The sequence below is a fragment of the Mycobacterium senriense genome (genome assembly GCF_019668465.1).
GTDB lineage: Bacteria > Actinomycetota > Actinomycetes > Mycobacteriales > Mycobacteriaceae > Mycobacterium > Mycobacterium senriense.
In genome coordinates this window covers 1037961-1063649 of the sequence record NZ_AP024828.1, presented here as the reverse complement: position 1 = coordinate 1063649, position 25689 = coordinate 1037961, and the positions used below count along the sequence as shown (strand labels likewise).

At 68.3% G+C, this 25689-nt stretch carries 25 protein-coding genes and 1 pseudogene; 16 read left to right on the top strand and 10 right to left on the bottom strand.

The features are described 5' to 3' along the window. Positions 1 to 8: 8 nt before the first annotated feature. Positions 9 to 737, bottom strand: coding sequence for a hypothetical protein (locus MTY59_RS05185; RefSeq protein ID WP_221044729.1), 729 nt, complete (start codon positions 735 to 737; stop codon positions 9 to 11). A gap of 137 nt (positions 738 to 874) precedes the next feature. After that, positions 875 to 1147, bottom strand: a pseudogene (locus MTY59_RS05180) (putative alpha/beta hydrolase); the annotation flags it as partial. Positions 1148 to 1336: 189 nt separating this feature from the next. Between MTY59_RS05180 and MTY59_RS05175 the strand changes: the two are divergent. Together MTY59_RS05175 and MTY59_RS05170 are read left to right on the top strand one after the other, a co-directional pair. Next, complete coding sequence (locus tag MTY59_RS05175) at positions 1337 to 1858, top strand: DUF488 domain-containing protein (protein WP_221046261.1); 522 nt, start codon at positions 1337 to 1339, stop codon at positions 1856 to 1858. Positions 1859 to 2212: 354 nt separating this feature from the next. Continuing rightward, positions 2213 to 2410, top strand: a complete 198-nt coding sequence (locus MTY59_RS05170; RefSeq protein WP_221044728.1) for a hypothetical protein — start codon at positions 2213 to 2215, stop codon at positions 2408 to 2410. A gap of 213 nt (positions 2411 to 2623) precedes the next feature. On the opposite strand, the gene MTY59_RS05165 is transcribed toward MTY59_RS05170, so the two are convergent. From MTY59_RS05165 to MTY59_RS05155, 3 genes are all read right to left on the bottom strand, one after another. Further along, complete coding sequence (locus tag MTY59_RS05165) at positions 2624 to 3223, bottom strand: hypothetical protein (protein ID WP_221044727.1); 600 nt, start codon at positions 3221 to 3223, stop codon at positions 2624 to 2626. 144 nt (positions 3224 to 3367) lie between these two features. Then, positions 3368 to 4318, bottom strand: coding sequence for an amidohydrolase family protein (locus tag MTY59_RS05160; protein WP_221044726.1), 951 nt, complete (start codon positions 4316 to 4318; stop codon positions 3368 to 3370). Between the two features lie 5 nt (positions 4319 to 4323). Next, positions 4324 to 5847, bottom strand: a complete 1524-nt coding sequence (locus MTY59_RS05155) for an aldehyde dehydrogenase family protein (protein ID WP_250160718.1) — start codon at positions 5845 to 5847, stop codon at positions 4324 to 4326. A 49-nt stretch (positions 5848 to 5896) separates the two neighbouring features. Between MTY59_RS05155 and MTY59_RS05150 the strand changes: the two genes are divergently transcribed. From MTY59_RS05150 to MTY59_RS05130, 5 genes are all read left to right on the top strand, one after another. Further along, complete coding sequence (locus MTY59_RS05150; protein ID WP_221044725.1) at positions 5897 to 6802, top strand: LysR family transcriptional regulator; 906 nt, start codon at positions 5897 to 5899, stop codon at positions 6800 to 6802. Between the two features lie 168 nt (positions 6803 to 6970). After that, positions 6971 to 8833, top strand: coding sequence for a molecular chaperone DnaK (gene dnaK / locus MTY59_RS05145; protein ID WP_221044724.1), 1863 nt, complete (start codon positions 6971 to 6973; stop codon positions 8831 to 8833). Beyond that, positions 8830 to 9483 carry a nucleotide exchange factor GrpE gene (grpE, locus tag MTY59_RS05140; RefSeq protein ID WP_221044723.1) on the top strand — a complete coding sequence of 218 codons (654 nt, stop codon included), beginning with the start codon at positions 8830 to 8832 and terminating at the stop codon, positions 9481 to 9483. The genes dnaK and grpE overlap by 4 nt, the downstream gene beginning before the upstream one ends. A gap of 50 nt (positions 9484 to 9533) precedes the next feature. Then, the gene (gene dnaJ, locus MTY59_RS05135) at positions 9534 to 10712 is read left to right on the top strand and encodes a molecular chaperone DnaJ (RefSeq protein WP_221044722.1); all 1179 of its coding nucleotides are present in this window, start codon (positions 9534 to 9536) and stop codon (positions 10710 to 10712) included. Beyond that, positions 10712 to 11095 (top strand): heat shock protein transcriptional repressor HspR, encoded by a 384-nt coding sequence (locus MTY59_RS05130; RefSeq protein WP_221044721.1) that lies wholly within the window; start codon positions 10712 to 10714, stop codon positions 11093 to 11095. Before dnaJ ends, MTY59_RS05130 begins: the two co-directional genes overlap by 1 nt. Before the next feature lie 148 nt (positions 11096 to 11243). Here the strand turns inward: MTY59_RS05130 and MTY59_RS05125 are convergent, their stop codons facing one another. Genes MTY59_RS05125 through MTY59_RS05115 form a run of 3 tightly spaced genes read right to left on the bottom strand, consistent with a single transcriptional unit; the run spans position 11244 to position 13806 of the window. After that, positions 11244 to 12146 (bottom strand): aldose 1-epimerase, encoded by a 903-nt coding sequence (locus MTY59_RS05125; protein ID WP_221044720.1) that lies wholly within the window; start codon positions 12144 to 12146, stop codon positions 11244 to 11246. Between the two features lie 2 nt (positions 12147 to 12148). Next, positions 12149 to 13330 carry an FAD-binding oxidoreductase gene (locus MTY59_RS05120; RefSeq protein ID WP_221044719.1) on the bottom strand — a complete coding sequence of 394 codons (1182 nt, stop codon included), beginning with the start codon at positions 13328 to 13330 and terminating at the stop codon, positions 12149 to 12151. A gap of 32 nt (positions 13331 to 13362) precedes the next feature. Continuing rightward, complete coding sequence (locus tag MTY59_RS05115; protein WP_221044718.1) at positions 13363 to 13806, bottom strand: DUF3060 domain-containing protein; 444 nt, start codon at positions 13804 to 13806, stop codon at positions 13363 to 13365. A 133-nt stretch (positions 13807 to 13939) separates the two neighbouring features. Here MTY59_RS05115 and clpB point away from each other — a divergent pair, with 133 nt between their 5' ends. From clpB to MTY59_RS27620, 8 genes are all read left to right on the top strand, one after another. After that, positions 13940 to 16486 (top strand): ATP-dependent chaperone ClpB, encoded by a 2547-nt coding sequence (clpB, locus tag MTY59_RS05110; RefSeq protein ID WP_221044717.1) that lies wholly within the window; start codon positions 13940 to 13942, stop codon positions 16484 to 16486. 114 nt (positions 16487 to 16600) lie between these two features. Further along, complete coding sequence (ttfA, locus tag MTY59_RS05105; RefSeq protein ID WP_221044716.1) at positions 16601 to 17482, top strand: trehalose monomycolate transport factor TtfA; 882 nt, start codon at positions 16601 to 16603, stop codon at positions 17480 to 17482. Between the two features lie 45 nt (positions 17483 to 17527). After that, the gene (locus MTY59_RS05100) at positions 17528 to 18304 is read left to right on the top strand and encodes an SDR family NAD(P)-dependent oxidoreductase (RefSeq protein ID WP_221044715.1); all 777 of its coding nucleotides are present in this window, start codon (positions 17528 to 17530) and stop codon (positions 18302 to 18304) included. Further along, complete coding sequence (gene pyrE, locus MTY59_RS05095; RefSeq protein WP_221044714.1) at positions 18291 to 18830, top strand: orotate phosphoribosyltransferase; 540 nt, start codon at positions 18291 to 18293, stop codon at positions 18828 to 18830. Before MTY59_RS05100 ends, pyrE begins: the two co-directional genes overlap by 14 nt. Positions 18831 to 18842: 12 nt before the next feature. Further along, positions 18843 to 19745, top strand: coding sequence for a hypothetical protein (locus tag MTY59_RS05090; RefSeq protein WP_221044713.1), 903 nt, complete (start codon positions 18843 to 18845; stop codon positions 19743 to 19745). Then, on the top strand, positions 19742 to 20392 hold the full coding sequence (locus tag MTY59_RS05085; RefSeq protein ID WP_221044712.1) for a TrmH family RNA methyltransferase: 651 nt from the start codon (positions 19742 to 19744) through the stop codon (positions 20390 to 20392). The genes MTY59_RS05090 and MTY59_RS05085 overlap by 4 nt, the downstream gene beginning before the upstream one ends. Before the next feature lie 52 nt (positions 20393 to 20444). Beyond that, positions 20445 to 21578 carry a glycoside hydrolase family 76 protein gene (locus tag MTY59_RS05080; protein ID WP_221044711.1) on the top strand — a complete coding sequence of 378 codons (1134 nt, stop codon included), beginning with the start codon at positions 20445 to 20447 and terminating at the stop codon, positions 21576 to 21578. Continuing rightward, complete coding sequence (locus MTY59_RS27620) at positions 21575 to 22927, top strand: 3-oxoacid CoA-transferase (protein ID WP_221044710.1); 1353 nt, start codon at positions 21575 to 21577, stop codon at positions 22925 to 22927. Before MTY59_RS05080 ends, MTY59_RS27620 begins: the two co-directional genes overlap by 4 nt. 10 nt (positions 22928 to 22937) lie before the next feature. On the opposite strand, the gene MTY59_RS05070 is transcribed toward MTY59_RS27620, so the two are convergent. Next, positions 22938 to 23630, bottom strand: coding sequence for a DedA family protein (locus MTY59_RS05070; RefSeq protein WP_221044709.1), 693 nt, complete (start codon positions 23628 to 23630; stop codon positions 22938 to 22940). Between the two features lie 94 nt (positions 23631 to 23724). Between MTY59_RS05070 and fbaA the strand changes: the two genes are divergently transcribed. After that, the gene (gene fbaA / locus MTY59_RS05065; RefSeq protein WP_221044708.1) at positions 23725 to 24759 is read left to right on the top strand and encodes a class II fructose-bisphosphate aldolase; all 1035 of its coding nucleotides are present in this window, start codon (positions 23725 to 23727) and stop codon (positions 24757 to 24759) included. Here fbaA and MTY59_RS05060 read toward each other — a convergent pair. Further along, on the bottom strand, positions 24756 to 25628 hold the full coding sequence (locus tag MTY59_RS05060) for an Rv0361 family membrane protein (RefSeq protein ID WP_221044707.1): 873 nt from the start codon (positions 25626 to 25628) through the stop codon (positions 24756 to 24758). The genes fbaA and MTY59_RS05060 overlap by 4 nt on opposite strands. Positions 25629 to 25689: the final 61 nt, after the last annotated feature.

Sequence of the window (25689 nt, the reverse complement as noted above, 5' to 3'; positions counted from 1 at the left end):
CGGCGCGGTCATCCGCCGATCGCAGGACTGCCTCGGAGAATCCCTTCGATCCGATCCAGCAGCTCGCTCGGGTCGTCCCGGGCGCCGTCTCGCCAGGCGATGAGTGCGTTGAACAGGTTGGTCGGCTGAACACTCAGTCGCAGCCCGAGCATCACGGTCTTGGAGGTGTCAGTGCCGACATCTAAGGGACGGTAAGCAATTGCGACTTGCAGCGCGCGACCGCCCCGCGGCTGCGGGATGAGCTTGGGCTCGATCGACTCGACCAGCTCACGCCGGATTTCGGTCAGCTCGCTCCCGCGCTCGGCCAGTCGCTCGGTCAACGTCGACCGGGTAATGCGGAGGAGGCAGCGACGCCACATGCGAACGATGCCCCACACGGTCAGTGGGGTCACACCCAGAAGCAGGAAGCCGCCGTACCGGAGCCACGCCGGATTGCCGGGCGCGAACCCCAAATCGACCATTGCGATGCCCATCAGTGGGAGCAGCAGCGTCACGGTATAGGCGCTGCCCTCGTACCAGGGAATGTAGCGGCAGACGATCTCGTCACCGGTCCGGCTGACCGCGGCACGGAGGATCCGGCGCTGACCGATGAGGATTACGCCGCCGACCACGGCCGCGCCGACAGCTAGAGACCAACGAGCTCCGACCAGGGCGTCGATGACCGCCATCAGGCACAACGCACCACCGAGGGAATAGCGCAGCACGCGCCAGCGGAGCTTTGGTTTATCGCCGGGCATCAGTGCCTCTCTCGCGTTCCGCTGCCCGGGGCGCGGTGAGGACCGGCGGACGCCGGAACTGCCGCCGGACCCGGTCGGGCGGTCAGCCAGATCTGGGCCCGATCTACCGACGAGTCGTGGAGTGCGGTGACCGTCAGCTGGGCTATCAGGGCTTTCGTCACCCGCTGCACTTCGTCGGAGCCGGTGATCGGGTGATCGCCGTTCTGGTGGTTCCAGGCGGTCTCGAAGCGGATGCGGGCCTGCTCGAACGCGTCATTGGCCTCCTTTGTGCATCGGCCGGCTTTGCGAAAAGCCCCGGCGAGGTTGGCAATCTGCAACGGGCTACCCGCCTGCAGGCTCGCATTGATTGCCCAGGGGTCTCCGCCGGCTGAGCCGATCAGCGCTGGGATGCTGAGATATTGCAGTTGCATGGAATCGTTAGCTGCCCGCCCGACTGCTGATCAACCCCGTTCGCATCGCCACCCCTCCCGAGCTCAGGGCAAGATTACTGAAGCAGGCCTGGCAATCAATTCACCTCGCGCTCTCGAGTCGGCTGCCAATTCCGCACTGGCTCAAATGTTCACATCGCCTATCCCGGGCAAGCTGTCCCTATGGAGCGGGTGTTGCTGACCGTGGGCCACGGGGCGGCCGGCCGGGAGCGGCTGACGGAGTTGCTTGCCGGAGCGGGAGTTGCGCTGGTGGTGGATGTGCGGCGATACCCGGCCAGCCGGACGAACCCGGACGTGCGGCGGGAGGCCCTGGAATGCTGGCTGCCGCAAGGGGACATCGACTATCGGTGGGAGCCCCGCCTCGGCGGACGGCGGCATATCGCGGCCGGAGAACCGCAGCCGGACAGCTGGTGGACGGTGGCCGCGTTCCGGGCGTACGCCGCATACACCCGGACCCCGGAGTTCGACGCGGCGCTGGACGAGGTCCTGGCCGATGCGGGCCGGCGCACCACGGCGGTGATGTGCAGCGAGAGCGTCTGGTGGCGTTGCCACCGGCGGCTGATCGCCGACGTGGCGGTGCTCGGGCGTGGGATGCCCGTGCAGCACCTCATGCCCGACGGCCGACTCAGCCCGCACCGCCCATCCGAGGGTGCCCGCCGGCGCCCCGACGGGCACCTGGTCTGGGACGGCTGACTGGCCTTTCAGGCTGTCAGAACGTGTTGACCTTCTCGACGCTGACGAACCTATCTCGGCGTTTGATGCCGTCAACCTGTGTTGGCAGCGTCACGAACCAGCACGCCAGACCGTTGACTCTGCTGGTTGCGAAGAATTGCCGCTAGCTCTACTGCGGACGGTTGGCGGTACCGTCGGCCACTCAAGACGACGCAGTCGGGCTCCCAGTCGGTGCCCTCGATTCCGCCGCGCTATCCAGCGCTCCTGTTAACGTTCCCCGTCACCTCTCTGGCGCGGCGAGCGGCCACAGGCACAAACTTCCCCAAAGCTGGGACGATGTGGCCCAATTGAGCCACAGCGCAAGGAGGCCAGGCATTGACCACCGAGGATCCGGGCCAGATTCAGCGGCTGGCCGCCCAATCCAACATGTTCATCACCCGATTACGCCATGGCGAGTACCTGCTGTACGACAACGACACCAATCAGCTGGTGCTGGGCAGCCACTCCGACCGGCAGAAGACCGGAGTCAGCCTGGAACAGATCAGGCGGTACTTGGAGAGATTCCGGGAGTGAGCGCCCGTGATTCAGCGTATTGAAGCCAAGCTTCGAGGCCTGATACCTGCGGGCCGCGAAAGCCATTGATTCTGGGGACATTTAGCTGCGAATGCCTGAAAAACCGTCGCTCCGCAGTTTGCGAAATGAGGCCGCCGTATGTCTCTCGACAGGCGGATAACAAAGCCGTCTTCTCGCGACCCAATGACGAGCTGAACCAGCTTGTCCGGGCTGTCAAAACGTGTTGACCTTCTCGACGCTGACGAACATGCCGTGCTTGGTCTGGTCGTTGGTGAAGCGGGTGCCGTCGGTGTTGGCGATGATCGTCCAGCCCTGCGCCGCGTAGGTCTTGTAGTCGATGGTGACGGTCGGGATGGCCCCCAGGTTGCCCAGCACCCACTGCACCTTGCCGCCGGTGTTGATGCTGACGCCGTTGGCGTGCTCACCGTCCTGCAACGGGGAGTTGGTGAACGGTGCCTCGCAGCCGACGGTGTCCTTGTTGATCTGGCAGCGCGTCACGCCGGACTTGGTCTCGATGAAGACGTAGCCGTTCTGGTCGGGCGGCAGCGGGATGGCGCCCGCCGGGGTGGTCGGCTTCCCCGGCACGGCAGACGGGCCCGGGACCGGGACCGGGGCCGGGGCGGCAGTAGCCGACGGCGGGGTGGACCGCGGAGTGGGAAAAGAAGGTTCGGTGGGTCCTGCTCCAGGCGAGGCCACCGGCCGGCCGCCGATGATGGAGCTGCAGCCCGACACCAGCTGCGAACCGCCCACCAGCGCTACGAGCAGCAGCGAACCACCGGCCAGGCTCCGCCGCGCATTCTCCGAAAACCGCACCCGCCGCTCCCCAGACGATTCGAATAGCGGCACTCAGGTTACGCACCGCGAGGCGAAAGTCGCTGCCCCGGCGCAGCTATCGATACCGAGCCGATGGCCCAGGTTTATCACCGCGTGACCGATTGTTCGCGCTAAATCGGAGCGCTACAGCCCCAACAGTTTTTCGGCGTTGCGGTGGCTGATGGCGGCGCGCTCGTCGTCGGACAGCGGCAAGCCGTCGAGGAAGGCGCGGGCGTTGACCATCGACCCGAACGGGTAATCGGCGGAGAAGGCCACCCGCTCGATCCCCACCTGCGCCACCAGGTTCGCGTACGTCGCGTGGTCGTTGAAGTTGGCGAACGTGTAGTGAAAGTTCTCCCGAAGGTACGAACTCACGGGATGCTGCAGACCGGTCAGTTCCGGTTTCAGGGTGTCGTCGAAGCGCGGCAGCATGAACGACGTCGCCTCGCCCATGTGCCCGATGATCATCTGCAGCGACGGGTGCCGGTCGAATACGCCGCCGAGAATCATCCGCAGCGCGTGGGTGGCGGTGTTGATGTGCCACCCCCAGCCCACGGTGGCCAGCGCGAACGTGACGGGCTCGGCGAAGCCGGCGTAGCTGGATTCGATGACGCCCGCCGGCGGGATGGTCGGATGCAGGTAGATCGGCGCCTCCAGGGCGGCCGCGCGGGCCAGGACGGGCTCGAAGAACGGGTCGTCCAGGTAGCGGCCCCGGCTGTGCCCGTTGATCACCGCACCGGGAAATCCGAGCCGGCGCACCGCGCGCTCGAGTTCCTCCGCCGCCTGCTCGGGCGCGCTGGTGGGCAGGGTGGCGAAGCCCGCCAACCGATTTGGGTACCGCTGCACCGCGGCGGCGAGCTGGTCGTTGGAGTCTCGGGCGATCCGGACCGCTTCGTCCGGATCCAGTTGCTCCACCCCGGGCGCGGCCAGCGAGAGCACCGCCAGGTCCACCCCGGCCTCGTCCATCGCCGCGATGCGGCCGTCGCCGAGGTCGCTGGCCGGTTCCACGATCCCGGGTCGCGACGCCAGCCAGGTGCCCGGGCCTTGCAGGAATTCCATTGTGGCGTAGTGCTCTTCGAGCGCGATGACACGCATCTGATCTATCCTTCGAGGACTCGGGTGGCGGCGTTCCAGTACGGCAGCTCGTCGCGGTCGGCGGCCAGGCGAATGGTTTTGGTGTAGCCGTATTCGGCCAGCGTCTCCTGCGCGTGCTCGCGTCCGAACCCGCTGTGGCCGACGCCCCCGAATCCGCTGCCGATGGCCACCCGTGCGTAGTTGTTGACGAAGACGGCCCCGGCCCGGATCTGCCGGCTCACCCGCAACGCCCGGTCGCCGTCGGCGGTGAACACCGCGGCGACCAGCCCGTACGGGGTGCCGTTGGCGATGCGGACCGCTTCGGCCTCGTCGCTGAACCGGATCAGGGCGACCACCGGGCCGAAGATCTCCTCCTGGGCCACCCGCATGTCAGGTGTGACGCCGGTCAGTACGGTCGGTGCGACGTAGTAGCCGTCCGCGAGCCGGGGATCCTGCGGCAGCGGCGCCTGGGCGGCGATGCGGGCGCCTTCGGCCACGCCGATGTCGAGGTATTCCAGCACCTGCTTGCGCTGGGCCCGGGTGACCAGCGGGCCCACGTCGGTGGCGGGGTCGGCGCCGTCGCCCACCCGTAGCCGGCGCACCGCGACGCACAGCTTCTCTTCGAACTCCGCATAGACGTTGTCCTGCACCAGGATTCGCGACGCCGCGGTGCACGCCTCACCCTGGTTGAAGAAGCCGCCGTCGATGGCGGCCAGCAGCGCCTCGTGCAGGTCGGCGTCGTCGAACACCAGCAACGGGTTCTTTCCGCCCAACTCCATCAGCGCCGGCGTCAGGTTTCCGGCCGCCGTGCGCAGCACGGCCGAACCGGTGAGTGGCGATCCGGTGAAGGAGATCTTGCCCACCAGTTGATGCTCGGCCAGCGCGGCGCCCACCTGACCCCCACCGGGCACGGCGTGCACCACCGGATCGGGTAGCACCGACTGGATCAGTTCGACCAGTCGCAGCACCACCGTGGGCGTCTGCTCCGGGGGTTTCAGCACCACGGCGTTGCCGACGGCCAGCGCGGGCGCGACTTTTCCGGCGGTGTGGATCGGCGGCCAGTTGAAGGGCACGATGCCGGCGATCACGCCGTAGGGCTCCAGCGTGGTCACGTCGAAAACCGGGCCGTAGTCGCGCGCCTGGCTCGGCAGCACCTCGACCATGCCGGCGAAGTATTCGAAGATCCCGATCGCGGCTTCGACGTCGAAGCCGCGCGCCTGGCTGATCGGCTTGCCCATTTCCCGCGACTCGAGGGCGGCGATTTCGTCGGCGTGTGCGCGGATGACGTCGGCGATCCGCCGGAGGTAGCGGCCGCGTTCGCGGGCCGGGCGTTGCTTCCAAATCAGGTGCGCGGCGTGCGCGGCCCGCACGGCCTGGTCGACCTGCTCGGTACCGGCCCCTTGCACGACGGTGACGATCTGGCCGGTGGCGGGGTTTTCCACGACGAACCTGTCGTCGGCGGACGCCGACGACCAGCGGGTGCTGATCTCGGTGGGGGCGTGCTGATCCATGAGCATTTGCCACGGTATGCCCAGCGCCGTGATCAGCACCAACGATATCTTCTGATGGTTGCCATCATCTGCGGTGATAATCGCGGATATGGAGCTTCGCCACCTCGAGTACTTTCTGGCCGTCGCGGACGGCCGGAGCTTCACGGCGGCGGCCAAGCGCCTGCAGGTCGTGCAGTCCGGGGTGTCGGCCACCATCAAGGCGCTCGAACGCGAACTGGGCGCCGAACTGTTCGTCCGGGGCGCGGCCGGCGTGGCACTGAGCCCCGCCGGCGAAGCGCTGCGGCCCCACGCCCGGGCCACCCTCGACGCCGTCCGCGCGGCCAAGGACGCGGTCGGCGCGGCCCGGGGCACCGTGCGCGGCACCGTCACGGTCGGGACGTTGACGTCGGTCAGCGTCATCGACGTGCCGACCGTACTCGCCGAGCTGCACGCCCGCCATCCCGAAGTCGTGGTTCACCTGCGCGCGGCCAGCGCCGGGTCGGCCGGTCTGGCCGGTCAGCTGCGCGACGGCGACCTCGACGTCGCCTTCCTGGTCTTCACCGGTCCGCCCCCGGCTGACCTGAACACCCGGCTCGTCGCCTCGGTGCCCCTGCTGCTGGTCGTCCCCGCCGAGCACCCGCTGGCCCGGCGCAAGGCGGTTTCGCTGGCCGATTTGGCGGGCATGTCGTTCGTCGACGGGCCGCCGGGATACGGCAACCGCGCCGTGGTCGACAACGCGTTCGCGGCCGCGGGTGTCGAGCGGACCGTCGCGGTGGAGGTTGCCGACATCGGCACCGCGGCGACCTGCATCCGCAAGGGGCTGGGGATCGGTTTTCTGAGCTGGTCCATCCTCGAGGGCATCGACAGCTCGGGCTTGGTCAGCGTCCGGATCACCGGGCCTGACCTGCTGTGGCGGCTCTATGTCGCGACCTCGGCCACCCGGCAGGCGAGCGCGGCCACCCAGGCGCTGCTCGCGCTGATCGAGGAAGTTGCCGGCGAGGCCTCGAATATCTAGCCACCCCGGGGAACAAGGCGGGACCAACCGCCGTTAACATGATCGACAAGTTGAGCGAACCACACTCAATACTGGGTTGACAGCCCACCGGCCTAAAGGGCAGGCTTGAGCCTGGTTCACTCAGCATAGTGGCACCAAACAAGCTCTACACATTCAGGAGGAATCACTATGGCTCGTGCGGTCGGTATCGACCTCGGGACCACCAACTCCGTCGTCGCAGTCCTCGAGGGCGGTGACCCGGTCGTCGTCGCCAACTCCGAGGGTTCGCGGACCACGCCGTCCATCGTCGCGTTCGCGCGCAACGGTGAGGTGCTCGTCGGGCAGCCCGCCAAGAACCAGGCGGTCACCAACGTCGACCGCACCATCCGTTCGGTCAAGCGGCACATGGGCACCGACTGGTCCATCGAGATCGATGACAAGAAATACACCGCTCAGGAGATCAGCGCCCGCGTGCTGATGAAGCTGAAGCGCGACGCCGAGGCGTATCTGGGTGAGGACGTCACCGACGCGGTCGTCACCGTGCCGGCGTACTTCAACGACGCCCAGCGTCAGGCAACCAAGGAAGCCGGCCAGATCGCCGGCCTGAACGTGCTGCGCATCGTCAACGAGCCGACCGCGGCCGCGCTGGCCTACGGCCTGGACAAGGGCGAGAAGGAACAGACCATCCTGGTCTTCGACCTCGGTGGCGGTACGTTCGACGTGTCGCTGCTCGAGATCGGCGAGGGTGTGGTCGAGGTCCGCGCCACCAGTGGTGACAACCACCTCGGTGGGGACGACTGGGACGACCGCGTCGTCGAGTGGCTGGTCGACAAGTTCAAGGGCACCAGCGGAATTGACCTGACCAAGGACAAGATGGCGATGCAGCGGCTGCGTGAGGCCGCCGAGAAGGCCAAGATCGAGCTCTCGAGTTCGCAGAGCACCTCGATCAACCTGCCCTACATCACCGTCGACGCGGACAAGAACCCGCTGTTCCTCGACGAGCAGCTGACCCGCGCCGAATTCCAGCGCATCACACAGGATCTGCTGGACCGCACCCGCAAGCCCTTCCAGTCCGTGATCAAGGACGCCGGTATCTCGGTCTCCGAAATCGACCACGTCGTTCTGGTGGGTGGTTCCACCCGCATGCCCGCGGTGACCGAACTGGTCAAGGAGCTCACCGGAGGCAAGGAGCCCAACAAGGGCGTCAACCCCGACGAGGTCGTGGCCGTAGGTGCCGCACTGCAGGCGGGTGTCCTCAAGGGTGAGGTGAAAGACGTTCTGCTGCTTGATGTTACGCCGCTGAGCCTGGGTATCGAGACCAAGGGCGGCGTGATGACCAAGCTCATCGAGCGCAACACCACCATCCCCACCAAGCGGTCGGAGACCTTCACCACGGCCGACGACAACCAGCCGTCGGTGCAGATCCAGGTGTTCCAGGGTGAGCGCGAAATCGCTTCGCACAACAAGCTGCTCGGCTCCTTCGAGTTGACCGGCATCCCGCCGGCTCCGCGCGGCGTCCCGCAGATCGAGGTCACCTTCGACATCGACGCCAACGGCATCGTGCACGTCACGGCCAAGGACAAGGGCACCGGCAAGGAGAACACGATCAAAATCCAGGAGGGCTCCGGCCTGTCCAAGGAGGAGATCGATCGGATGATCAAGGACGCCGAGGCGCACGCCGAGGAGGATCGTCAGCGTCGCGAAGAGGCCGACGTCCGCAACCAGGCCGAATCGCTGGTCTACCAGACGGAGAAGTTCGTCAAGGATCAGCGCGAGGCCGAGGGCGGCTCGAAGGTCCCCGAGGACACCCTGTCCAAGGTCGACGCCGCGATCGCCGAGGCCAAGGCGGCCCTGGGCGGCACCGACATCGCCGCGATCAAGGCGGCGATGGAGAAACTGGGCCAGGAGTCCCAGGCGCTCGGTCAGGCGATCTACGAGGCCACCCAGGCCTCCGGTGAGCAGCCCGGTGGCGGCGCGGCCGGCGGCCCGGCGGGGTCCGCTGACGACGTCGTGGACGCGGAGGTGGTCGACGATGACCGGGAGTCCAAGTGACGGAAAGCAACCCACAGGAACAGGTGACGGTCACCGACAAGCGGCGAATCGATCCTGAGACCGGTGAAGTACGGCAGGTCCCCCCTCCCGGCGATACGCCGGGAGGGGCGCCGGCCGGCGAGACGGCGACCCAACCCGACGGCAAAGTCGCCGAGCTCACCGCCGATCTGCAACGGGTGCAGGCCGACTTCGCCAACTACCGCAAGCGGGCGCTGCGCGACCAACAGGCCGCGGCGGACCGGGCCAAGGCGGCCGTCGTCAATCAATTGCTGGGCGTGCTCGACGATCTCGACCGGGCACGCAAGCACGGTGATCTGGAATCCGGACCGCTGAAATCGGTGGCCGACAAGCTGGAGACCGCGCTGACCGGCCTTGGCTTGACGGCGTTCGGCGAGGAGGGCGAGGACTTCGACCCGGTGCTGCACGAAGCCGTTCAGCACGAAGGCGATGGCTCCCGACCGGTGATCGGCACCGTCATGCGACAGGGCTACAAACTGGGTGAGCAGGTGCTGCGCCACGCTCTGGTCGGCGTCGTCGACACGGTTGACGAGGACGGCGATACGGCGGGCGCTACCGGTGAGTCCGCCGCGGCGGCTGGGGCAACCGAGCCGGCCGAATCGGGCGATAACCCCGGCACATCCGGTGACTAGACCACACAATCAGCACAACAGAAGAGAGAAAGGTGAGGAGGTGACGCGACATGGCCCAGCGTGAATGGGTCGAAAAGGACTTCTATAAGGAGCTGGGCGTCTCCTCTGACGCCAGTCCCGAAGAGATCAAACGCGCCTACCGCAAGTTGGCGCGCGATCTGCACCCGGACGCCAACCCCGACAACCCCGCCGCCGGCGAACGCTTCAAAGCGGTCTCCGAGGCGCACAACGTCTTGTCGGATCCGGCCAAGCGCAAGGAATACGACGAAACCCGAAGGCTGTTCGCCGGCGGTGGTTTCGGCGGGCGCCGGTTCGACAGCGGCGGGTTCGGCGGCTTCAACGTCGGCGGTGACGGCGCTGAGTTCAACCTCAACGATTTGTTCGATGCCGCCGGCCGAAGCGGCGGCACCAACATCGGTGACCTGTTCGGCGGCTTGTTCGGGCGCGGGGCGGGCGCCCGGCCCAGCCGGCCGCGCCGCGGCAATGACCTCGAGACCGAAACCCAGCTGGATTTCGTCGAGGCCGCCAAGGGCGTGGCGATGCCGCTGCGGCTGACCAGCCCGGCTCCGTGCACCAACTGCCATGGCAGTGGGGCGCGGCCGGGCACCAGCCCGAAGGTGTGTCCCACCTGTAACGGCTCCGGCGTGATCAACCGCAACCAGGGCGCGTTCGGCTTCTCCGAGCCGTGCACCGACTGCCGGGGCAGCGGCTCGATCATCGAGCACCCCTGCGACGAGTGCAAGGGCACCGGCGTCACCACCCGCACCCGCACCATCAACGTGCGGATCCCGCCGGGCGTCGAGGACGGACAGCGCATCCGGCTGCCCGGCCAGGGCGAGGCGGGGTTGCGCGGTGCGCCGTCGGGTGACCTGTACGTGACGGTGCACGTGCGCCCGGACAAGGTGTTCGGACGCGACGGCGACGACCTCACGGTGACCGTTCCCGTCAGCTTCACCGAGTTGGCCTTGGGCTCAACCATTTCGGTACCCACGCTGGACGGCAAGGTCGGCGTCCGGGTGCCCAAGGGCACCGCCGACGGCCGCATCCTGCGGGTGCGTGGACGTGGCGTGCCCAAGCGCAGCGGCGGCAACGGGGACCTGCTGGTGACCGTAAAGGTCGCCGTGCCACCCAATTTGGAGGGCGCGGCCCAGGAGGCGCTGGAGGCGTACGCCGCTGCCGAGCGCGCCAGCGGCTTCGACCCCCGGGCGGGATGGGCGGGTAACCGCTGATGGCCAAGAACCGCAAAGAGGATGCCCGGACCTTCTTGATCTCGGTGGCCGCCGAGCTGGCCGGCATGCACGCCCAGACGCTGCGTACCTATGACCGCCTCGGCCTGGTCAGTCCCCGCCGGACTTCCGGTGGGGGACGGCGGTATTCGGAGCACGACGTCGACCTGCTGCGTGAGGTGCAACGGCTCTCGCAGGACGAGGGGGTCAACCTCGCCGGCATCAAGCGCATCATCGAGCTGACCAATCAGGTCGAGGCGCTGCAGGCCCGGGTCAAGGAGTTGACCGAGGAGCTGGCGCAGACCCGGGGCAGCCAGCGCCGCGATGTGGCCGTGGTGCCCAAGAGCACCGCGCTGGTGGTGTGGCAGCCGCGCCGGGGACGCTAATTCCCGCTCGGTTTCACTTTCGCCCCAGGGGTTCCTGTCTCCGGAGGCATACGAAGTTCGCGAAAGCGCTAGCGCATCTGCTAGCGCTTTTCGCATGCACCTAGTGACCACCAGACAGCGACTCCAGTGACACAAGTGGTCACTGGGATCACACCCGGATCGAAAACTGCGTGACCGCCGGCTCGCCCGGCCGCGCGCAGCGGTAACCGCCCCGGCGCAGCGCGTCGGTCGGTGCGGTCATGGGTTCGAAGCACACGATGGCCTTCGCGGGGTCGTCGACCGGCGGCGCGAAAATCTGCGTCGCCGGGTAGCCGTGTTCGAAGTGCACCTCGATGCGGCGCCCGCCGCCGGATACCGCGAACACCGACCCCTCGGCCACCTGGTCGTAGGCGTCGTCGAAAGCCTTGTCGCCCAACGCCTCTTCGCGCGCCGGCGCCGGCTCGGAATCGCCCGTCGGCAGGCCTTTCTCGTCGAGGCCAAGATGCCGCAACGGCGGTGTCTCGATGACCCAGTCGGCCCGCGGCGCATCGGGCAGCTGCAGATAGGGGTGGAACCCGAAGCACAGCGGCACCGCCCGGTCGCCGGTCGCGGTGACCGTGGTCCGGACCCTCAGCGTCCGGTCGGCCAGCTCGGCCGTCACCGTCAGCACATGCGGATACGGGAAGCTGGCCAGCAGTCGGGGATCGGCGCCGAAATCCAGTTCGGCGGTCAGCTCGTTGGCCGTCTCGGCCGTCACTTGCCACCCGGGGTAGGCGGCCAGGACGCCGTGGATCGGTAGCCCGTTGGGGTCGGCGCGCACACCGTTTTCTCCCGGCGTCAGGGTCACGGTGACGTCCTGCGCGGTATAGCTGTTCTCGCTCAATCGATTTGCCCACGGATACAGAATCGGGATGCCCATCGTCTTGCCGTCCGAGATGTAGGCGTCCAGGCCGCGGCGCTGGCCCAGCAGCTCGACACCGGCGTCGCGCAGCGACGTGCCGATCATCCCCGCCTCGGGGATGAACTGCGCGACCACCGGCGACGAGGGATCGTGCAGGGTGACGACGTGCATGGCTACCTCCATAGCGGGTCATGTGTAATGTGTTCGGGCGGAGCGCCTTTGGCGATCAGGGCGGCCTTGGTGGCGCTGACCATCGCCGGGCCGCCGCAGACCAGGATCTGCCGATCGCCCCAGCCGCCGTACTTGGTCACCACGTCGGGCAGCCGCCCGAGCTGATGGACGTGCAGGCCGCGCGGCGGTGTGACGTCGGGATAGTCTGCGGCCCAAGAGGGGTCGCTGTTGTATTCCGAGACGGGCGAGACCGACAGCCACGGATTGTGCGAGGCGACCTGCCACAGGGTCGGCAGGTCGTAGAGTTCGCAGCGGTAGCGGGCGCCGAAGAACAGATGTATCCGCGGGTTCACCGCGAACCGGGCCAGGTCCATGATCAGCGCCCGCAGCGGCGCGAGGCCGGTGCTGCCGGCGACCATCAGCACGTCGCCGCCCTCGCGGTCGACCCGCAGGCCGCCGTGGGGGCTCGACATCCGCCACCGGTCGCCGGTGCGGGTTTCATTGACGATCGCGGGGCTGACCAGGCCGCCGGGAACCAGGCGGACGTGAAACTCGATCCCGCCGCCGGGGTCGGGCGGAATCGCGGGACTCAGATACCGCCAGCGGTGCGGGCATTGGGGCACGTGGACGTTGACGTACTGGCCGGGGTGGTAGTCCATCGGCTGATCGAGCTGCAGCCGGACCACGGCCAGATCCCGCGACACCCGCAGGTGCTCGACGACGGTGCCGTCCCACCAGGCGGGCCCCTCCTCGGCGTCCGCGGCGCCGCTCATCACCCCGGTGATCAGGTTCAGCGACTGCCTGGCCGTCGCGTCGACGGCGTCGGTCCAGGCCGCACCCACCTGGGTACGCAGCGTCGCCAGCAACGCACGCCGCAGGGTGTCGTAATGCGGCGCCAGCACACCGTATTTGCGGTGATCGCGGCCGAGCTGGGCCAGGAACGCCACCGGCTCCTGGGCGCGGCGCGCGACCAGCTCGCCGTACACCCAGTGCAGCGCGTGGCCGAAAGCGAGCCGCTGGGCGGCCATTTCGGGCGGGAACAGATCGCGCACCGAGCCGTCGAGGGCGAACCAATGGTCGTAGACGCGGTGGACGAGCGCACCGGGATCGCCGATCGAGGCCGACTCGCCCGGTGCGAAGGCGTCGCGCAGCACCCGCAGTGCGTCGACGTCCTCCAGGCTCACGGGCCCCGATTCTAGGCTCGGGCGCCGGTGACTCAGCCCTGTCGGACGATGTTGGTGGTCCCGACGTTGTCGACCTTGGGCGAACCCCAGTGATAGAGAACGATGTTGCCTGTCCCCGACGCGCTCACCGCATCGGTGCTGTCGACCGCGATGTGGTTGCCGCTGCCGGACACGCTGACACTGGTGCAGTGCCCGGTGAGGGTGATGGTGTTCTTCTGTCCGCTTACCGACAGGTAGCCGGCGTGACAGGGGATCGTCTTCGTCATGCCGGACCCGCTGACCTGCAGCGTGCCGGACTCCGGCACCGTCGTCGAGGGGGTGCCGCCAGCGAGATCGGTGTGGAATCCGACCGCGATCAGCCCCGCGAGCGCCAGTCCGGCGGCCACGGCGGCGAGCCAAAAGCTCGGGGAAGCGCGGCGCGGGGTCGTGACGAGCCCGGCGCCGGCCTGGTCGGGGTGCTGCGTCGTCTGTGTCATCGGAACGGGGGTACCCCGTACGCCGTATCGCTCAAAACTCGATAGAGTTGAGCGGAACAGACTCAACCTTGACGGCGTTGAACAACCAGACAAGCATTTTTGCAAACCCTTTTGTACCTGAACGGAGCTCGTCGTGGACTCTTTCAACCCGACCACCAAGACCCAAGCGGCGCTGACTTCGGCGCTGCAGGCGGCCTCGGCCGCCGGTAACCCCGAGATCCGGCCCGCGCACCTGCTGATGGCCCTGCTGACCCAGGCGGACGGCATCGCCGCGCCGCTGCTCGAGGCCGTCGGCGTCGACCCGGCCGCCATTCGCGCCGAAACCGAGCGGGTGCTGGAGCGGCTGCCGCAGATCAGCGGCGCCAGCTCGCAACCGCAGCTGTCGCGCGAGTCGCTGGCCGCCGTCACCACCGCCCAGCACCTGGCCACCGAGATGAACGACGAGTACGTCTCGACCGAGCACCTGCTGGTCGGCCTGGCCACCGGCGACTCCGACGTCGCCAAGCTGTTGACCGGCCACGGCGCCTCGCCCCAGGCGCTGCGCGACGGGTTCGTCAAGGTGCGCGGCAGCGGCCGGGTCACCAGCCCCGAACCGGAGGCGACCTATCAGGCGCTGGAGAAGTACTCGACCGACCTGACCGAGCGGGCCCGCGAAGGCAAACTCGACCCGGTCATCGGGCGGGACAACGAGATTCGCCGCGTCGTGCAGGTGCTGTCGCGGCGCACCAAGAACAACCCGGTGCTGATCGGTGAGCCCGGCGTCGGCAAGACCGCGATCGTGGAGGGCCTGGCCCAGCGCATCGTGGCCGGCGACGTGCCCGAGAGCCTGCGCGACAAGACCGTCATCAGCCTGGACCTGGGCTCGATGGTGGCCGGTGCGAAGTACCGCGGTGAGTTCGAGGAGCGCCTCAAGGCCGTCCTCGACGACATCAAGAACTCCGCCGGGCAGATCATCACCTTCATCGACGAGCTGCACACCATCGTCGGGGCCGGCGCGACCGGCGAGGGCGCGATGGACGCCGGCAACATGATCAAGCCGATGCTGGCCCGCGGCGAGCTGCGGCTGGTCGGCGCCACCACGCTCGACGAGTACCGCAAGTACATCGAGAAGGACGCCGCGCTGGAGCGCCGCTTCCAGCAGGTGCTGGTCGGCGAGCCGTCGGTGGAGGACACCGTCGGCATCCTGCGCGGGCTGAAGGACCGCTACGAGGTGCACCACGGGGTGCGCATCACCGACTCGGCCCTGGTGGCCGCGGCGACGCTGTCCGATCGCTACATCACCGCGCGCTTCCTGCCGGACAAGGCCATCGACCTGGTCGACGAGGCCGCCAGCCGGCTGAAGATGGAGATCGACTCGCGGCCCGTCGAGATCGACGAGGTCGAGCGGCTGGTGCGCCGCCTCGAGATCGAAGAGATGGCGCTGGCCAAGGAAGAGGACGAGGCGTCCAAGGAGCGGCTGGAGAAGCTGCGCTCGGAGCTGGCCGACCAGAAGGAGAAGCTGTCCGAGCTCACCACCCGCTGGCAGAACGAGAAGAACGCTATCGACGTCGTGCGTGAGCTCAAGGAACAGCTGGACACGCTGCGCGGGGAGTCCGAGCGCGCCGAGCGTGACGGCGACCTGGCCAAGGCCGCCGAGCTGCGCTACGGGCGCATCCCCGAGGTGGAGAAAAAGCTCGACGCCGCGCTGCCGCAGGCCGAGGCCCGCGAGAACGTGATGCTCAAGGAGGAGGTCGGTCCCGACGACATCGCCGAGGTGGTCTCGGCGTGGACCGGAATCCCGGCCGGGCGGATGCTCGAGGGCGAGACGGCCAAGCTGCTGCGCATGGAAGACGAGCTGGGCCGGCGCGTCATTGGCCAGAAGAAGGCGGTGACGGCGGTCTCGGACGCGGTGCGGCGTTCCCGCGCCGGCGTCGCCGACCCCAACCGGCCCACCGGATCGTTCATGTTCCTCGGGCCGACCGGCGTCGGGAAGACCGAGCTGGCCAAGGCGCTGGCGGAATTCCTGTTCGACGACGAACGCGCGATGGTCCGCATCGACATGAGCGAATACGGCGAGAAGCACTCGGTGGCCCGGCTGGTCGGCGCGCCGCCCGGATACATCGGCTACGACCAGGGTGGTCAGCTGACCGAGGCGGTGCGGCGGCGTCCGTACACGGTGATCCTGTTCGACGAGATCGAAAAGGCGCACCCGGACGTGTTCGACGTGCTGCTGCAGGTGCTCGACGAGGGCCGGCTGACCGATGGGCAGGGCCGCACGGTCGACTTCCGCAACACCATCCTGATCCTGACGTCCAACCTGGGATCGGGTGGCAGCGAGGAGCAGGTGATGGCCGCGGTGCGCTCGGCGTTCAAGCCGGAGTTCATCAACCGGCTCGACGACGTGATCATCTTCCACGGGCTGGAGCCCGGTGAGCTGGTACAGATCGTCGACATCCAGTTGGCTCAGCTGCAGAAGCGGCTGGCCCAGCGCCGCCTCACCTTGGAGGTGTCGCTGCCGGCCAAGCAGTGGCTGGCGCATCGCGGATTCGACCCGGTCTACGGCGCGCGGCCGCTGCGCCGGCTGGTGCAGCAGGCCATCGGCGACCAGCTGGCCAAGCAGTTGTTGGCCGGTGACGTGCACGACGGCGACACCGTTCCGGTCAACGTCAGCCCGGACGGCGACTCGCTGATCCTGGGCTGACCGCTGGAGGGGGACCATCGGCGGTCCGGCGACACGCAGCTATTGCCAGCTGTGATTGGGTTGTGACCTGGTCGCCTTCTGTGTTCCGGGCCAATAGCAGATACCCTGTTTTGGATGGTCCCCCTCTGGTTCACGCTCTCCGCGCTGTGCTTTGTCGGCGCGGGGGTGTTGCTGTACGTCGACATCGATCGGCGACGCGGGCGCAGCAGGCGCCGCAAGTCGTGGGCGCGGTCGCACGGGTTCGACTACGAGCGTGAATCAGCCGACATCCTCAAGCGCTGGAAGCGCGGGGTGATGTCGACCGTGGGCGACGTCGCCGCCCAGAACGTGGTGCTGGGTCAGATCCGCGGCGAGGCCGTCTACATCTTCGACCTGGAAGAGGTCGCCACCGTCATCGCGCTGCACCGCAAGGTGGGCACCAACGTCGTCGTCGACCTGCGGCTCAAGGGACTCAAAGAGCCACGGGAGAGCGACATTTGGCTGTTGGGTGCCATCGGGCCGCGGATGGTCTACTCCACCAATCTGGACGCCGCCCGCCGGGCCTGCGACCGCCGGATGGTCACCTTCGCGCACACCGCACCGGACAGCGCCGAGATCATGTGGAACGAGCAGAACTGGACGCTGGTCGCCCTGCCGATCACCAGCACCCGCACCGAGTGGGACGAGGGTCTGCGCACCGTGCGGCAGTTCAACGACCTTTTGCGGGTGCTGCCGCCGCTGCCCGAAGAGACCCCGCAGGAGACCGGGGGGGCGCCGTCGGGTCTGCGCAACGCCTCACCGAGCCGTCCGCTGGCCCCGGCGGGCCGGGCCGAGCTGCCGCCCCGGCGCGCGCAGCAGGACGTCGCGGGGCTGCTCGGCCCCGACCTTCAGCCCGGTCGTCGCGCCGCCGAGCCGGTGCGCCACGACCAGCCTCGACCCGATGAGCGCTCGGAAACCGTCCGCCGCCCACCCCCCTCCGGACGCAACGGCCAGCAGGCCAGCAACTATCAGCGCTGACGGCGGGCGGCGGCCGGTGGTGCGGCCGTCATTAGGATGTCGCTCATGCCCCGCCCCGTCGCCCTGATCACCGGGCCTACGTCCGGAATCGGCGCCGGGTTCGCGCGACGCTACGCCGCCGACGGCTACGACGTGGTCCTGGTCGCCCGCGACGTCGACCGGTTGACCCGACTGTCGGACGAACTGCAGGAGCACTCCGGCAGCGTCGAGATCCTGCCCGCCGACCTCGCCGATGCCGCGGGCCGGCAACGGGTCTGCGACCGGCTCGCCGCCGGCGGAGTGCGCGTCCTGGTGAACAACGCCGGCTTCGGCACCTCCGGCGACTTCTGGTCCAGCGACCCCGCGCTGCTGCAGTCCCAGCTCGACGTCAACGTCACCGCGGTCATGCATCTGACCCGCGCGGCCCTGCCGGCCATGCTGGAAGCCGGCGCCGGCACCGTCATCAATATCGCCAGCGTCGCCGGGCTGGTGCCCGGGCGCGGGTCGACGTACTCGGCGTCGAAGGCGTGGGTGATCTCGTTCAGCGAGGGCCTGTCGGTCGGCCTGCAGGGCACGGGCGTTTCGGTGCACGCCGTGTGCCCGGGTTACGTGCACACCGAGTTTCACGACCGCGCCGGGATCGACATGGCCAAGTCGCCGTCGTTCATGTGGCTCGAGGTGGACGACGTGGTCAATCAGAGCCTGGCCAATGTCGCTCGCGGCAAGGTGATCAGCATTCCGGGCCTGCAGTACAAGGCGATCATCGCCGCCGAGCGACTGATGCCGCGGACCCTGATGCGGGCGGTCACCAAACGAATCGGGAGTGGCCGTGGCCGGACCTGACCTCAAGGAGCTGGCGGAACTGGTGTCGCGCCTGTCGGTGGTGCACGGGCGGGTCACGCTGTCCTCCGGCAAGGAGGCCGACTATTACGTCGACCTGCGCCGGGCCACGCTGCACCACCGCGCCTCGGCGTTGATCGGCACGCTGATGCGCGAACTGACCCGCGACTGGGACTACGACGTGGTCGGCGGGCTGACCCTGGGCGCCGACCCGGTGGCCACCGCCGTCATGCACGCATCGGGCCGCCCGATCGACGCCTTCGTCGTGCGCAAATCAGCGAAAACCCATGGTCTGCAACGCCTTATCGAGGGCTCGGAGGTTTCCGGGAAGCGGGCGCTGGTCGTCGAGGACACCAGTACCACCGGCAACTCGGCGCTCACCGCGGTGCGCGCCGTCCAGGAGGCCGGCGGCGAAGTGGTGGGGGTGGCCACCGTGGTGGACCGCGCCACCGGAGCCGCCGAGGCCATCGAGGCGCAGGGACTGCCCTACCGAAGCGTGCTCGGCCTCGCCGACCTGGGGCTGAGCTAGGCCGCCTTCACCGTGCGCACACTCCTTGCGGTAGCGGCCTGCCTGGCGCTGTGTCTGGCCGGCTGCTCGTCATCCGGGCAGCCCGTGCACCCCTACGGCGCCCAGGGCGCGCGGCTCGGGGAATCGCTGGCCCTACTCGGCTGGAACATGTCGGTGTCGAATCTGCGCTGGGACGGCGACTACGTGCTGGTCGACGTCGACGCGAGCCCCACCTCGGCCAAGGACCCGCACGCCAAACCCGAGGACATCCGGTTCGGGCTGTACGGCGCGCTGGCCCACCCCATGGAGGTCGCCGGCCTGGGCAGCTGCGACACCGCGAAATCCAGCGTGCGTGACATCCCCGCGCCGCTCTCGGCGCCGCGCGACCGGCTCACCGGCACGGTTTGCCTTGGGCCGCTGAAGGATCGAAGCCAGGTGCGCGGTGTCTACGGCTATTCGCCGCGCGACCGGATCCCCGACAGCTCGTCGGCCTACCCGGTCGCGTTCCCGGTCGGGCTGCTGCCCACCAACGCCAACGACAGCGGCGGCCTGGCGGTCAAGACGGCCAGCCTGTCGGCATGGCGGGCCGACGGCACCCCGGTGACCAAGATGCAGCTGGGCGACCCGGGGGCATTCACCGGCAACGGCTACATGCTGCTGGGGCTGGAGGCGACGGCCATCGCGGCGCGCTATCGCGACGAGTCCGCCAAACGCGGCGGCCCGATGATGCTGCTGGCATCGCCGACCCTGCCCGCCCCGGGACTGAACCCGGCCTGCGCGACGTACGGGTCATCGGTGCTGATCCTGCCTGACGCCTCGCTGGACGCGGTGCACGTCGATGCGTCGCTGTGTACCCAGGGCGAGATCAACGACGCGCTGCTCTACGCGACGTTGGCCATCGACGGCACGCACGCCGGTGTGTGGACGCAGCGATGAGCGAATTACCCGGGCCGACCGAATGGGCGGTGACACCGCCCGCCGGCGTCGGGCCGTGGCCGGGCGAGCCGCCCGACGACCCGCGGTATGACCCAGTCCTGTTGCGCGAGGGCGACACTCGCAACGTCGTCGACGCCTACCGGTACTGGTCCCGGGAAGCAATCATCGCCGACATCGACCGGCGCCGCCATCCGCTGCACGTGGCGATCGAGAACTTCGGTCACGACGCCAACATCGGTTCGGTGGTGCGCACCGCCAACGCCTTCGCTGTGCACACGGTGCACATCGTGGGGCGGCGGCGGTGGAATCGCCGCGGCGCCATGGTGACCGACCGTTATCAGCGGTTGTGCCACCACGACAGCACCGCCGAGCTGCTGGGTTTCGCGGCCGACGCCGGGTTGACGGTGGTCGCGGTGGACAACGTGCCGGGCGCGACGCGCCTGGAGGAGGCCGCGCTGCCGCGCGAGTGCCTGCTGGTGTTCGGGCAGGAGGGGCCGGGCATCACCGACGACACCCGCACGGGCGCGGGGCTGACGGTGTCGATCGCGCAGTTCGGCTCGACGCGCAGCATCAACGCCGGCGTCGCCGCCGGGATCGCCATGCACGCCTGGGTCCAGCAGCACGCCGACCTGACCCGCGCCTGGTGAGCCCCCGACTGCCTACCCGCACGCTCACCCGCGTGGGGCAGGATCGACAGGTATGGATCAGCTCTGGGCCAACCGCGCGGCCAGCAGCGAAGCCGCTGTCACCCAACGACACCTGAGACGGTTGTGGGGGCTGCCCGCGACCCAGCTGGGGGTGGTGGCCTGGCCGGCGACGCGGCGAGACCGCTGGTTCGGCACCTGGCACTACTGGTGGCAGGCGCATCTGCTCGACTGCCTGGTCGACGCCCAGCAGCGCGATCCGCAGCCGCACCGGCACACCGAGATCAACCGGCAGGTCCGCTCGCACCGGCTGCGCAACAACTTCTCTTGGATCAACAGCTACTACGACGACATGGCCTGGCTGGCGCTGGCGCTCGAACGCGCCGCCCGGATCGCCGGCGTCGAACGCAGCCGCGCGCTGCCCAAGCTCGCCGCCCAATTCCTCAATGCCTGGGCGCCCGAGGACGGCGGCGGCATCCCGTGGCGCAAGTCCGACCAGTTCTTCAACGCCCCGGCCAACGGCCCCGCGGGGATCTTCCTCGCGCGTTACGGGGACCATCTGAAACGTGCTGAGCAGATGGGCAATTGGATCGACCAGACGCTGATCGACCCGAAGACGCACCTGGTGTTCGACGGCATCAAGGCCGGCTCGCTGGTGCGCGCGCAGTACACCTACTGCCAGGGCGTGGTGCTCGGGCTGGAGACCGAGCTGGCCGCCCGCACCGCCGTCGAGGTCAGGCAGCGCCACGCCGCCCGGGTGCACCGGCTGGTCGCGGCCGTGCACGAACACATGGCGCCGGCGGGCGTGCTGGCCGGCGCCGGGGGCGGCGACGGCGGCCTGTTCGCCGGGGTGACCGCCCGATACCTGGCGCTGGTGGCCACCGCGCTGCCGGGGGAGGCGGCCGACGACGTGCTGGCCCGCGACACCGCCCGGCAGATCGTGCTGGCCAGCGCGAAGTCGGCCTGGGACAACCGCCAAACGGTGGACGGACTGCCGGTGTTCGGCCCGTTCTGGGACCGTGACGCCCAACTGCCCACGGCCGGCGGCAAAGAGGCGGAGTTCGTCGAGGGCGCGGTGATGGCGTCCGAGGTGGCCGAGCGGGACCTGTCGGTGCAGCTGTCGGGGTGGATGCTCATGGAGGCCGCCTGTAACGTCTCCGCCGAGTCGAAGAACAGGAGCACCCGGTGAGCAACAAGGTCCACCACGACGCGGAGTCGGCCCTGCGCGGCCTGCTGAAGGACGGCATCACCATCGCCGCGGGCGGTTTCGGTCTGTGCGGCATCCCCGAGAAGCTGATCCAGGCTCTGGTCGACAGCGGTATCAAGGACCTCACCATCGTCGGAAACAACGCCGGCGTAGACGATTTCGGCATGGGGCTGCTGCTCAAGGGCCGGCAGGTGAACAAGGTGATCGCCTCCTACGTCGGCGAGAACAAGGAATTCGAGCGCCAGGTGCTGGCCGGCGAGCTGGACCTGGTCCTCACGCCGCAGGGCACCCTCGCGGAGAAGCTGCGCGCCGGCGGCGCCGGCATCCCCGGCTTCTACACCCGCACGGCGTTCGGCACCAACCTCGCCGAGGGCAAGGACACCAGGGTCTTCGACGGCACCGAATACGTTCTGGAAGAAGGCATTCGGGCCGACGTGGCGATCGTCAAGGCGTGGAAGGGCGACACCGCCGGCAACCTCATCTACCGCAAGACGGCGCGCAACTTCAACCCGATGATCGCCACCTGCGGCGCGGTCACCGTCGCCGAGGTGGAGGAGCTGGTCGAGGTCGGCGAGCTGGACCCCGACCTGATCCACACCCCGGGTATCTACGTCGACCGCATCGTCGAGGGCGCCGGCTACGAGAAGCGCATCGAGTTCCGCACCACGAGCGGCGGTGCCGCCCTGAAGAACGACAGCCCGATCCGTGAGCGGATGGCCCAGCGCGCCGCCCAGGAACTGCGCGACGGCTTCTACGTGAACCTGGGCATCGGCATTCCGACCTTGGTGGCCAACTTCATTCCCGACGGCATCAAGGTCACGCTGCAGTCGGAGAACGGCCTGCTCGGCATCGGGGCCTACCCGAGCGAGGACACCGTCGACCCCGATCTCATCAACGCGGGCAAGCAGACCATCACCAGCCTGCCCGGGTCCAGCTTCTTCAGCAGCGCCGATTCCTTCGCGATGATCCGCGGCGGCCACATCGACCTGTCCATCCTGGGTGCCCTGGAGGTCGCCGAGAACGGCGACCTGGCCAACTGGATGGTGCCGGGCAAGATGGTCAAAGGGCCTGGCGGCGCAATGGATTTGGTGTCCGGCGTCAAGCGCGTGATCGTGCTGATGGATCACACCGCGAAAGACGGCAGCCCCAAGATTCTCAGCCAGTGCTCGCTGCCGCTGACCGGCAAGAACGTCGTCGACATGATCATCACCAACCTGTGCGTCTTCGACGTCGAGCCGGGACAGGGGCTGGTGCTCACCGAGCTGCACCCCGGCGTCACGGTCGAGGAAGTTCGCGCCAAGACGGGCTGCGACTTCAACGTCGCGGTCTGAGCGCGGCCGGCTACTCGGCCGCCGGTAGCCGCTCGGATTCCCGGTATTCTGTGCTCGGCGCGCGGTTGCGCCCCCGGTAGCTGCGCCAGGCGGCGACGAACGCCGGCATCAGGGAGATGACGAGGATGGCCAGCAGGATCTTCTGCAGGTTGTGGTGCACGAACGGCACGTTGCCCAGGAAGTAGCCCGCCACCGTCACACCGCCGCCCCAGAGGATGCCGCCGACGATGTCGAACCCCAGGAACACCGGGTACCGCATGTAGGACACCCCGGCGACCACCGGTGTGAAGGTCCGGATGAACGGCGCGAACCGGGCCAGGATGATGGCCCAGGGCCCGTACTTTTCGAAGAATGCGTGCGACTCGGTCACGTGGTGCTTCTTGAAGAACCGGGAGTCTTCCTTTTTGAACAGCGCCGGGCCGATCCGCCGGCCGATGAAATACCCGGTCTGGTCGCCCAGAATCGCCACGGTGGCGACGGCGGGCGCCAGCACCCAGATGCTGGCCGGCGGGTTGGGATGCGCGGCCAGCAGGCCGCCGGTGAACAGCAGTGATTCACCGGGCAGCAACGGAAACAGCAGCCCGGTCTCGATGAAGACGATGACCAGGATGCCGGGTAGCACCGCGGACCCGAAGACGCCATTGGCGCCCAACCAGTACATCGGGTCGAAGATGTCGGGCAAAGCCGTCACGGTGGTGCTCACGGCGTCTCAACATACCGGTTCAGGCTGAACGGTTGACCGTCCTGGACCATACTGAGTGAACCCAGCCTCTGAACAGGACTGCAGAGGAGTTCTGATGCCCATCGCCACGCCCGAGGTCTACGCCGAGATGTTGCGACGCGCCAAGGAAGAGTCGTATGCCTTCCCGGCGATCAACTGCACCTCGTCGGAGACGGTGAATGCGGCACTCAAGGGTTTCGCCGATGCGGGCAGCGACGGGATCATTCAGTTCTCCACCGGTGGTGCCGAATTCGCGTCCGGGCTGGGCGTCAAGGACATGGTGGCCGGTGCGGTGGCACTGGCGAAGTTCGCCCGGTGCATCGCCGACAGATACCCGATCAACGTCGCGCTACACACCGACCACTGCCCCAAGGACAAGCTGGACACCTACGTCCGCCCGCTGCTGGCGATCTCGGCCGAACGGGTGGCCGCGGGCCGGGATCCGCTGTTCGGTTCCCACATGTGGGACGGTTCGGCCGTGCCGATCGACGAGAACCTGACGATCGCCCGGGAACTCCTCAAGGAGGCGGCGGCCGCCAAGATCATCCTAGAGATCGAGATCGGCGTGGTGGGCGGCGAAGAGGACGGCGTCGCGCACGAGATCAACGACAAGCTGTACACCACGCCGGACGATTTCGAGAAGACCATCGACGCGCTGGGCCACGGCGAGCACGGCCACTACCTGCTCGCCGCCACCTTCGGCAACGTGCACGGCGTCTACAAACCGGGCAACGTCAAGCTGCGGCCCGACATCCTGGCCCAGGGCCAACAGGTGGCGGCGGCCAAGCTGGGACTGCCCGAGGGGGCCAAGCCGTTCGACTTCGTCTTCCACGGCGGTTCGGGTTCGCTGACGTCGGAGATCGAGGAGTCGCTGCGCTACGGCGTGGTCAAGATGAATGTGGACACCGACACGCAGTACGCGTTCACCCGTCCAATCGCCGGTCACATGTTCGTCAACTACGACGGCGTGCTCAAGGTCGACGGCGAGGTGGGCGTCAAGAAGGTCTACGACCCGCGCAGCTACCTCAAGAAGGCCGAGGCGTCGATGTCCGAGCGAGTGGTGCAGGCCTGCACCGACTTGCACTGCGCCGGAAGGTCACTCGGCGCCTAGCCGCTGGCGGACTGGCAGACCTTCCACTGGTCGTCGCGATACTGCAGATCGAGGCTGCGGGTGGAGCGCAGCTGCGGGTCGTAGGCCATGAACGTGGTGACGTTCGCCTCGGCGTGCTGTCCGTTGACCACCACCTGATCGATGCTGGCGATCACCGGATACTGCTTGGCCGCCGACACCCGCCGGTAGGTCTCGTCCCAGGCGTGCTCGTCGTAGTCGGCGTAGCCGTCGCGGGTGGTGCCGCAGGTGATGGTGCGCAGCGTGGTCAGATCACCCCGCTGGATCGCGACGTCGAAGTTTCCGATGGTGCGTCGAACCTGGTCTTCCTGGGAGACGCTGGCGTGCTTGCCGCGGGTGAGCAGCACCGTGCCCAGGATCGCGATGGCCGCCAGCGCCAGCACGATCACGACCAGCGCCAGTACCCAGCCCCAGTTGATGTTCCGGGAAGTGCGAAGCTTCCCGCCGAGCCGGGGTGGGATCGATTGCGGGACAGCGGGTTTCGTTGGGATCCCGAACTGCGCCGTGCCGTCCTGTCCCGGCGGCGTCGTGAAGACCTCGGTGGCGGGCTCCGCCGTCGTGGAGATGATCGCGGTTTCCTTGGCGTCGAAGCCCGGCGCGGTGAAGCGACGCTCGCGCTGCGGCGCGTCCGGTACTTCCTGCGGGCCGCTGTGCGGGTCGGGTCTGTTGATCACCACGGTCTCGGTCTCGGAGTCGCTGGGGACCATGGGGACGCTCTCGGTGGCGTCGTCTCCGGTTTCGAAGCCGGACTCGTCCCCCCACTCGTCGCTCGGTTCGTTGCGAGACTCGCGTGGGTCGAACCCGGGCCGTTTCGGCGTGCCGCCGCGGTCGGGTTCGGATGGGTTGGGCATGAGTACTACTGTCCTCCCGCTTCGTGGGGTAGTTGCAGAGCTTAGCGACCGAGTACCCGGC

What these genes read in the sequence shown, in the direction of transcription:
- MTY59_RS05060 (WP_221044707.1), bottom strand. Translation starts at nt 25,628, where the DNA reads ATGCCCAACCCATCCGAACCCGACCGCGGCGGCACGCCGAAACGGCCC.
- MTY59_RS05150 (WP_221044725.1), top strand. Translation starts at nt 5,897, where the DNA reads ATGGAGCTTCGCCACCTCGAGTACTTTCTGGCCGTCGCGGACGGCCGG.
- fbaA (WP_221044708.1), top strand. Translation starts at nt 23,725, where the DNA reads ATGCCCATCGCCACGCCCGAGGTCTACGCCGAGATGTTGCGACGCGCC.
- MTY59_RS05185 (WP_221044729.1), bottom strand. Translation starts at nt 737, where the DNA reads ATGCCCGGCGATAAACCAAAGCTCCGCTGGCGCGTGCTGCGCTATTCC.
- MTY59_RS05115 (WP_221044718.1), bottom strand. Translation starts at nt 13,806, where the DNA reads ATGACACAGACGACGCAGCACCCCGACCAGGCCGGCGCCGGGCTCGTC.
- MTY59_RS05080 (WP_221044711.1), top strand. Translation starts at nt 20,445, where the DNA reads ATGGATCAGCTCTGGGCCAACCGCGCGGCCAGCAGCGAAGCCGCTGTC.
- dnaK (WP_221044724.1), top strand. Translation starts at nt 6,971, where the DNA reads ATGGCTCGTGCGGTCGGTATCGACCTCGGGACCACCAACTCCGTCGTC.
- dnaJ (WP_221044722.1), top strand. Translation starts at nt 9,534, where the DNA reads ATGGCCCAGCGTGAATGGGTCGAAAAGGACTTCTATAAGGAGCTGGGC.
- MTY59_RS05125 (WP_221044720.1), bottom strand. Translation starts at nt 12,146, where the DNA reads ATGCACGTCGTCACCCTGCACGATCCCTCGTCGCCGGTGGTCGCGCAG.
- MTY59_RS05160 (WP_221044726.1), bottom strand. Translation starts at nt 4,318, where the DNA reads ATGCGTGTCATCGCGCTCGAAGAGCACTACGCCACAATGGAATTCCTG.
- MTY59_RS05085 (WP_221044712.1), top strand. Translation starts at nt 19,742, where the DNA reads ATGAGCGAATTACCCGGGCCGACCGAATGGGCGGTGACACCGCCCGCC.
- MTY59_RS05130 (WP_221044721.1), top strand. Translation starts at nt 10,712, where the DNA reads ATGGCCAAGAACCGCAAAGAGGATGCCCGGACCTTCTTGATCTCGGTG.
- ttfA (WP_221044716.1), top strand. Translation starts at nt 16,601, where the DNA reads ATGGTCCCCCTCTGGTTCACGCTCTCCGCGCTGTGCTTTGTCGGCGCG.
- MTY59_RS05100 (WP_221044715.1), top strand. Translation starts at nt 17,528, where the DNA reads ATGCCCCGCCCCGTCGCCCTGATCACCGGGCCTACGTCCGGAATCGGC.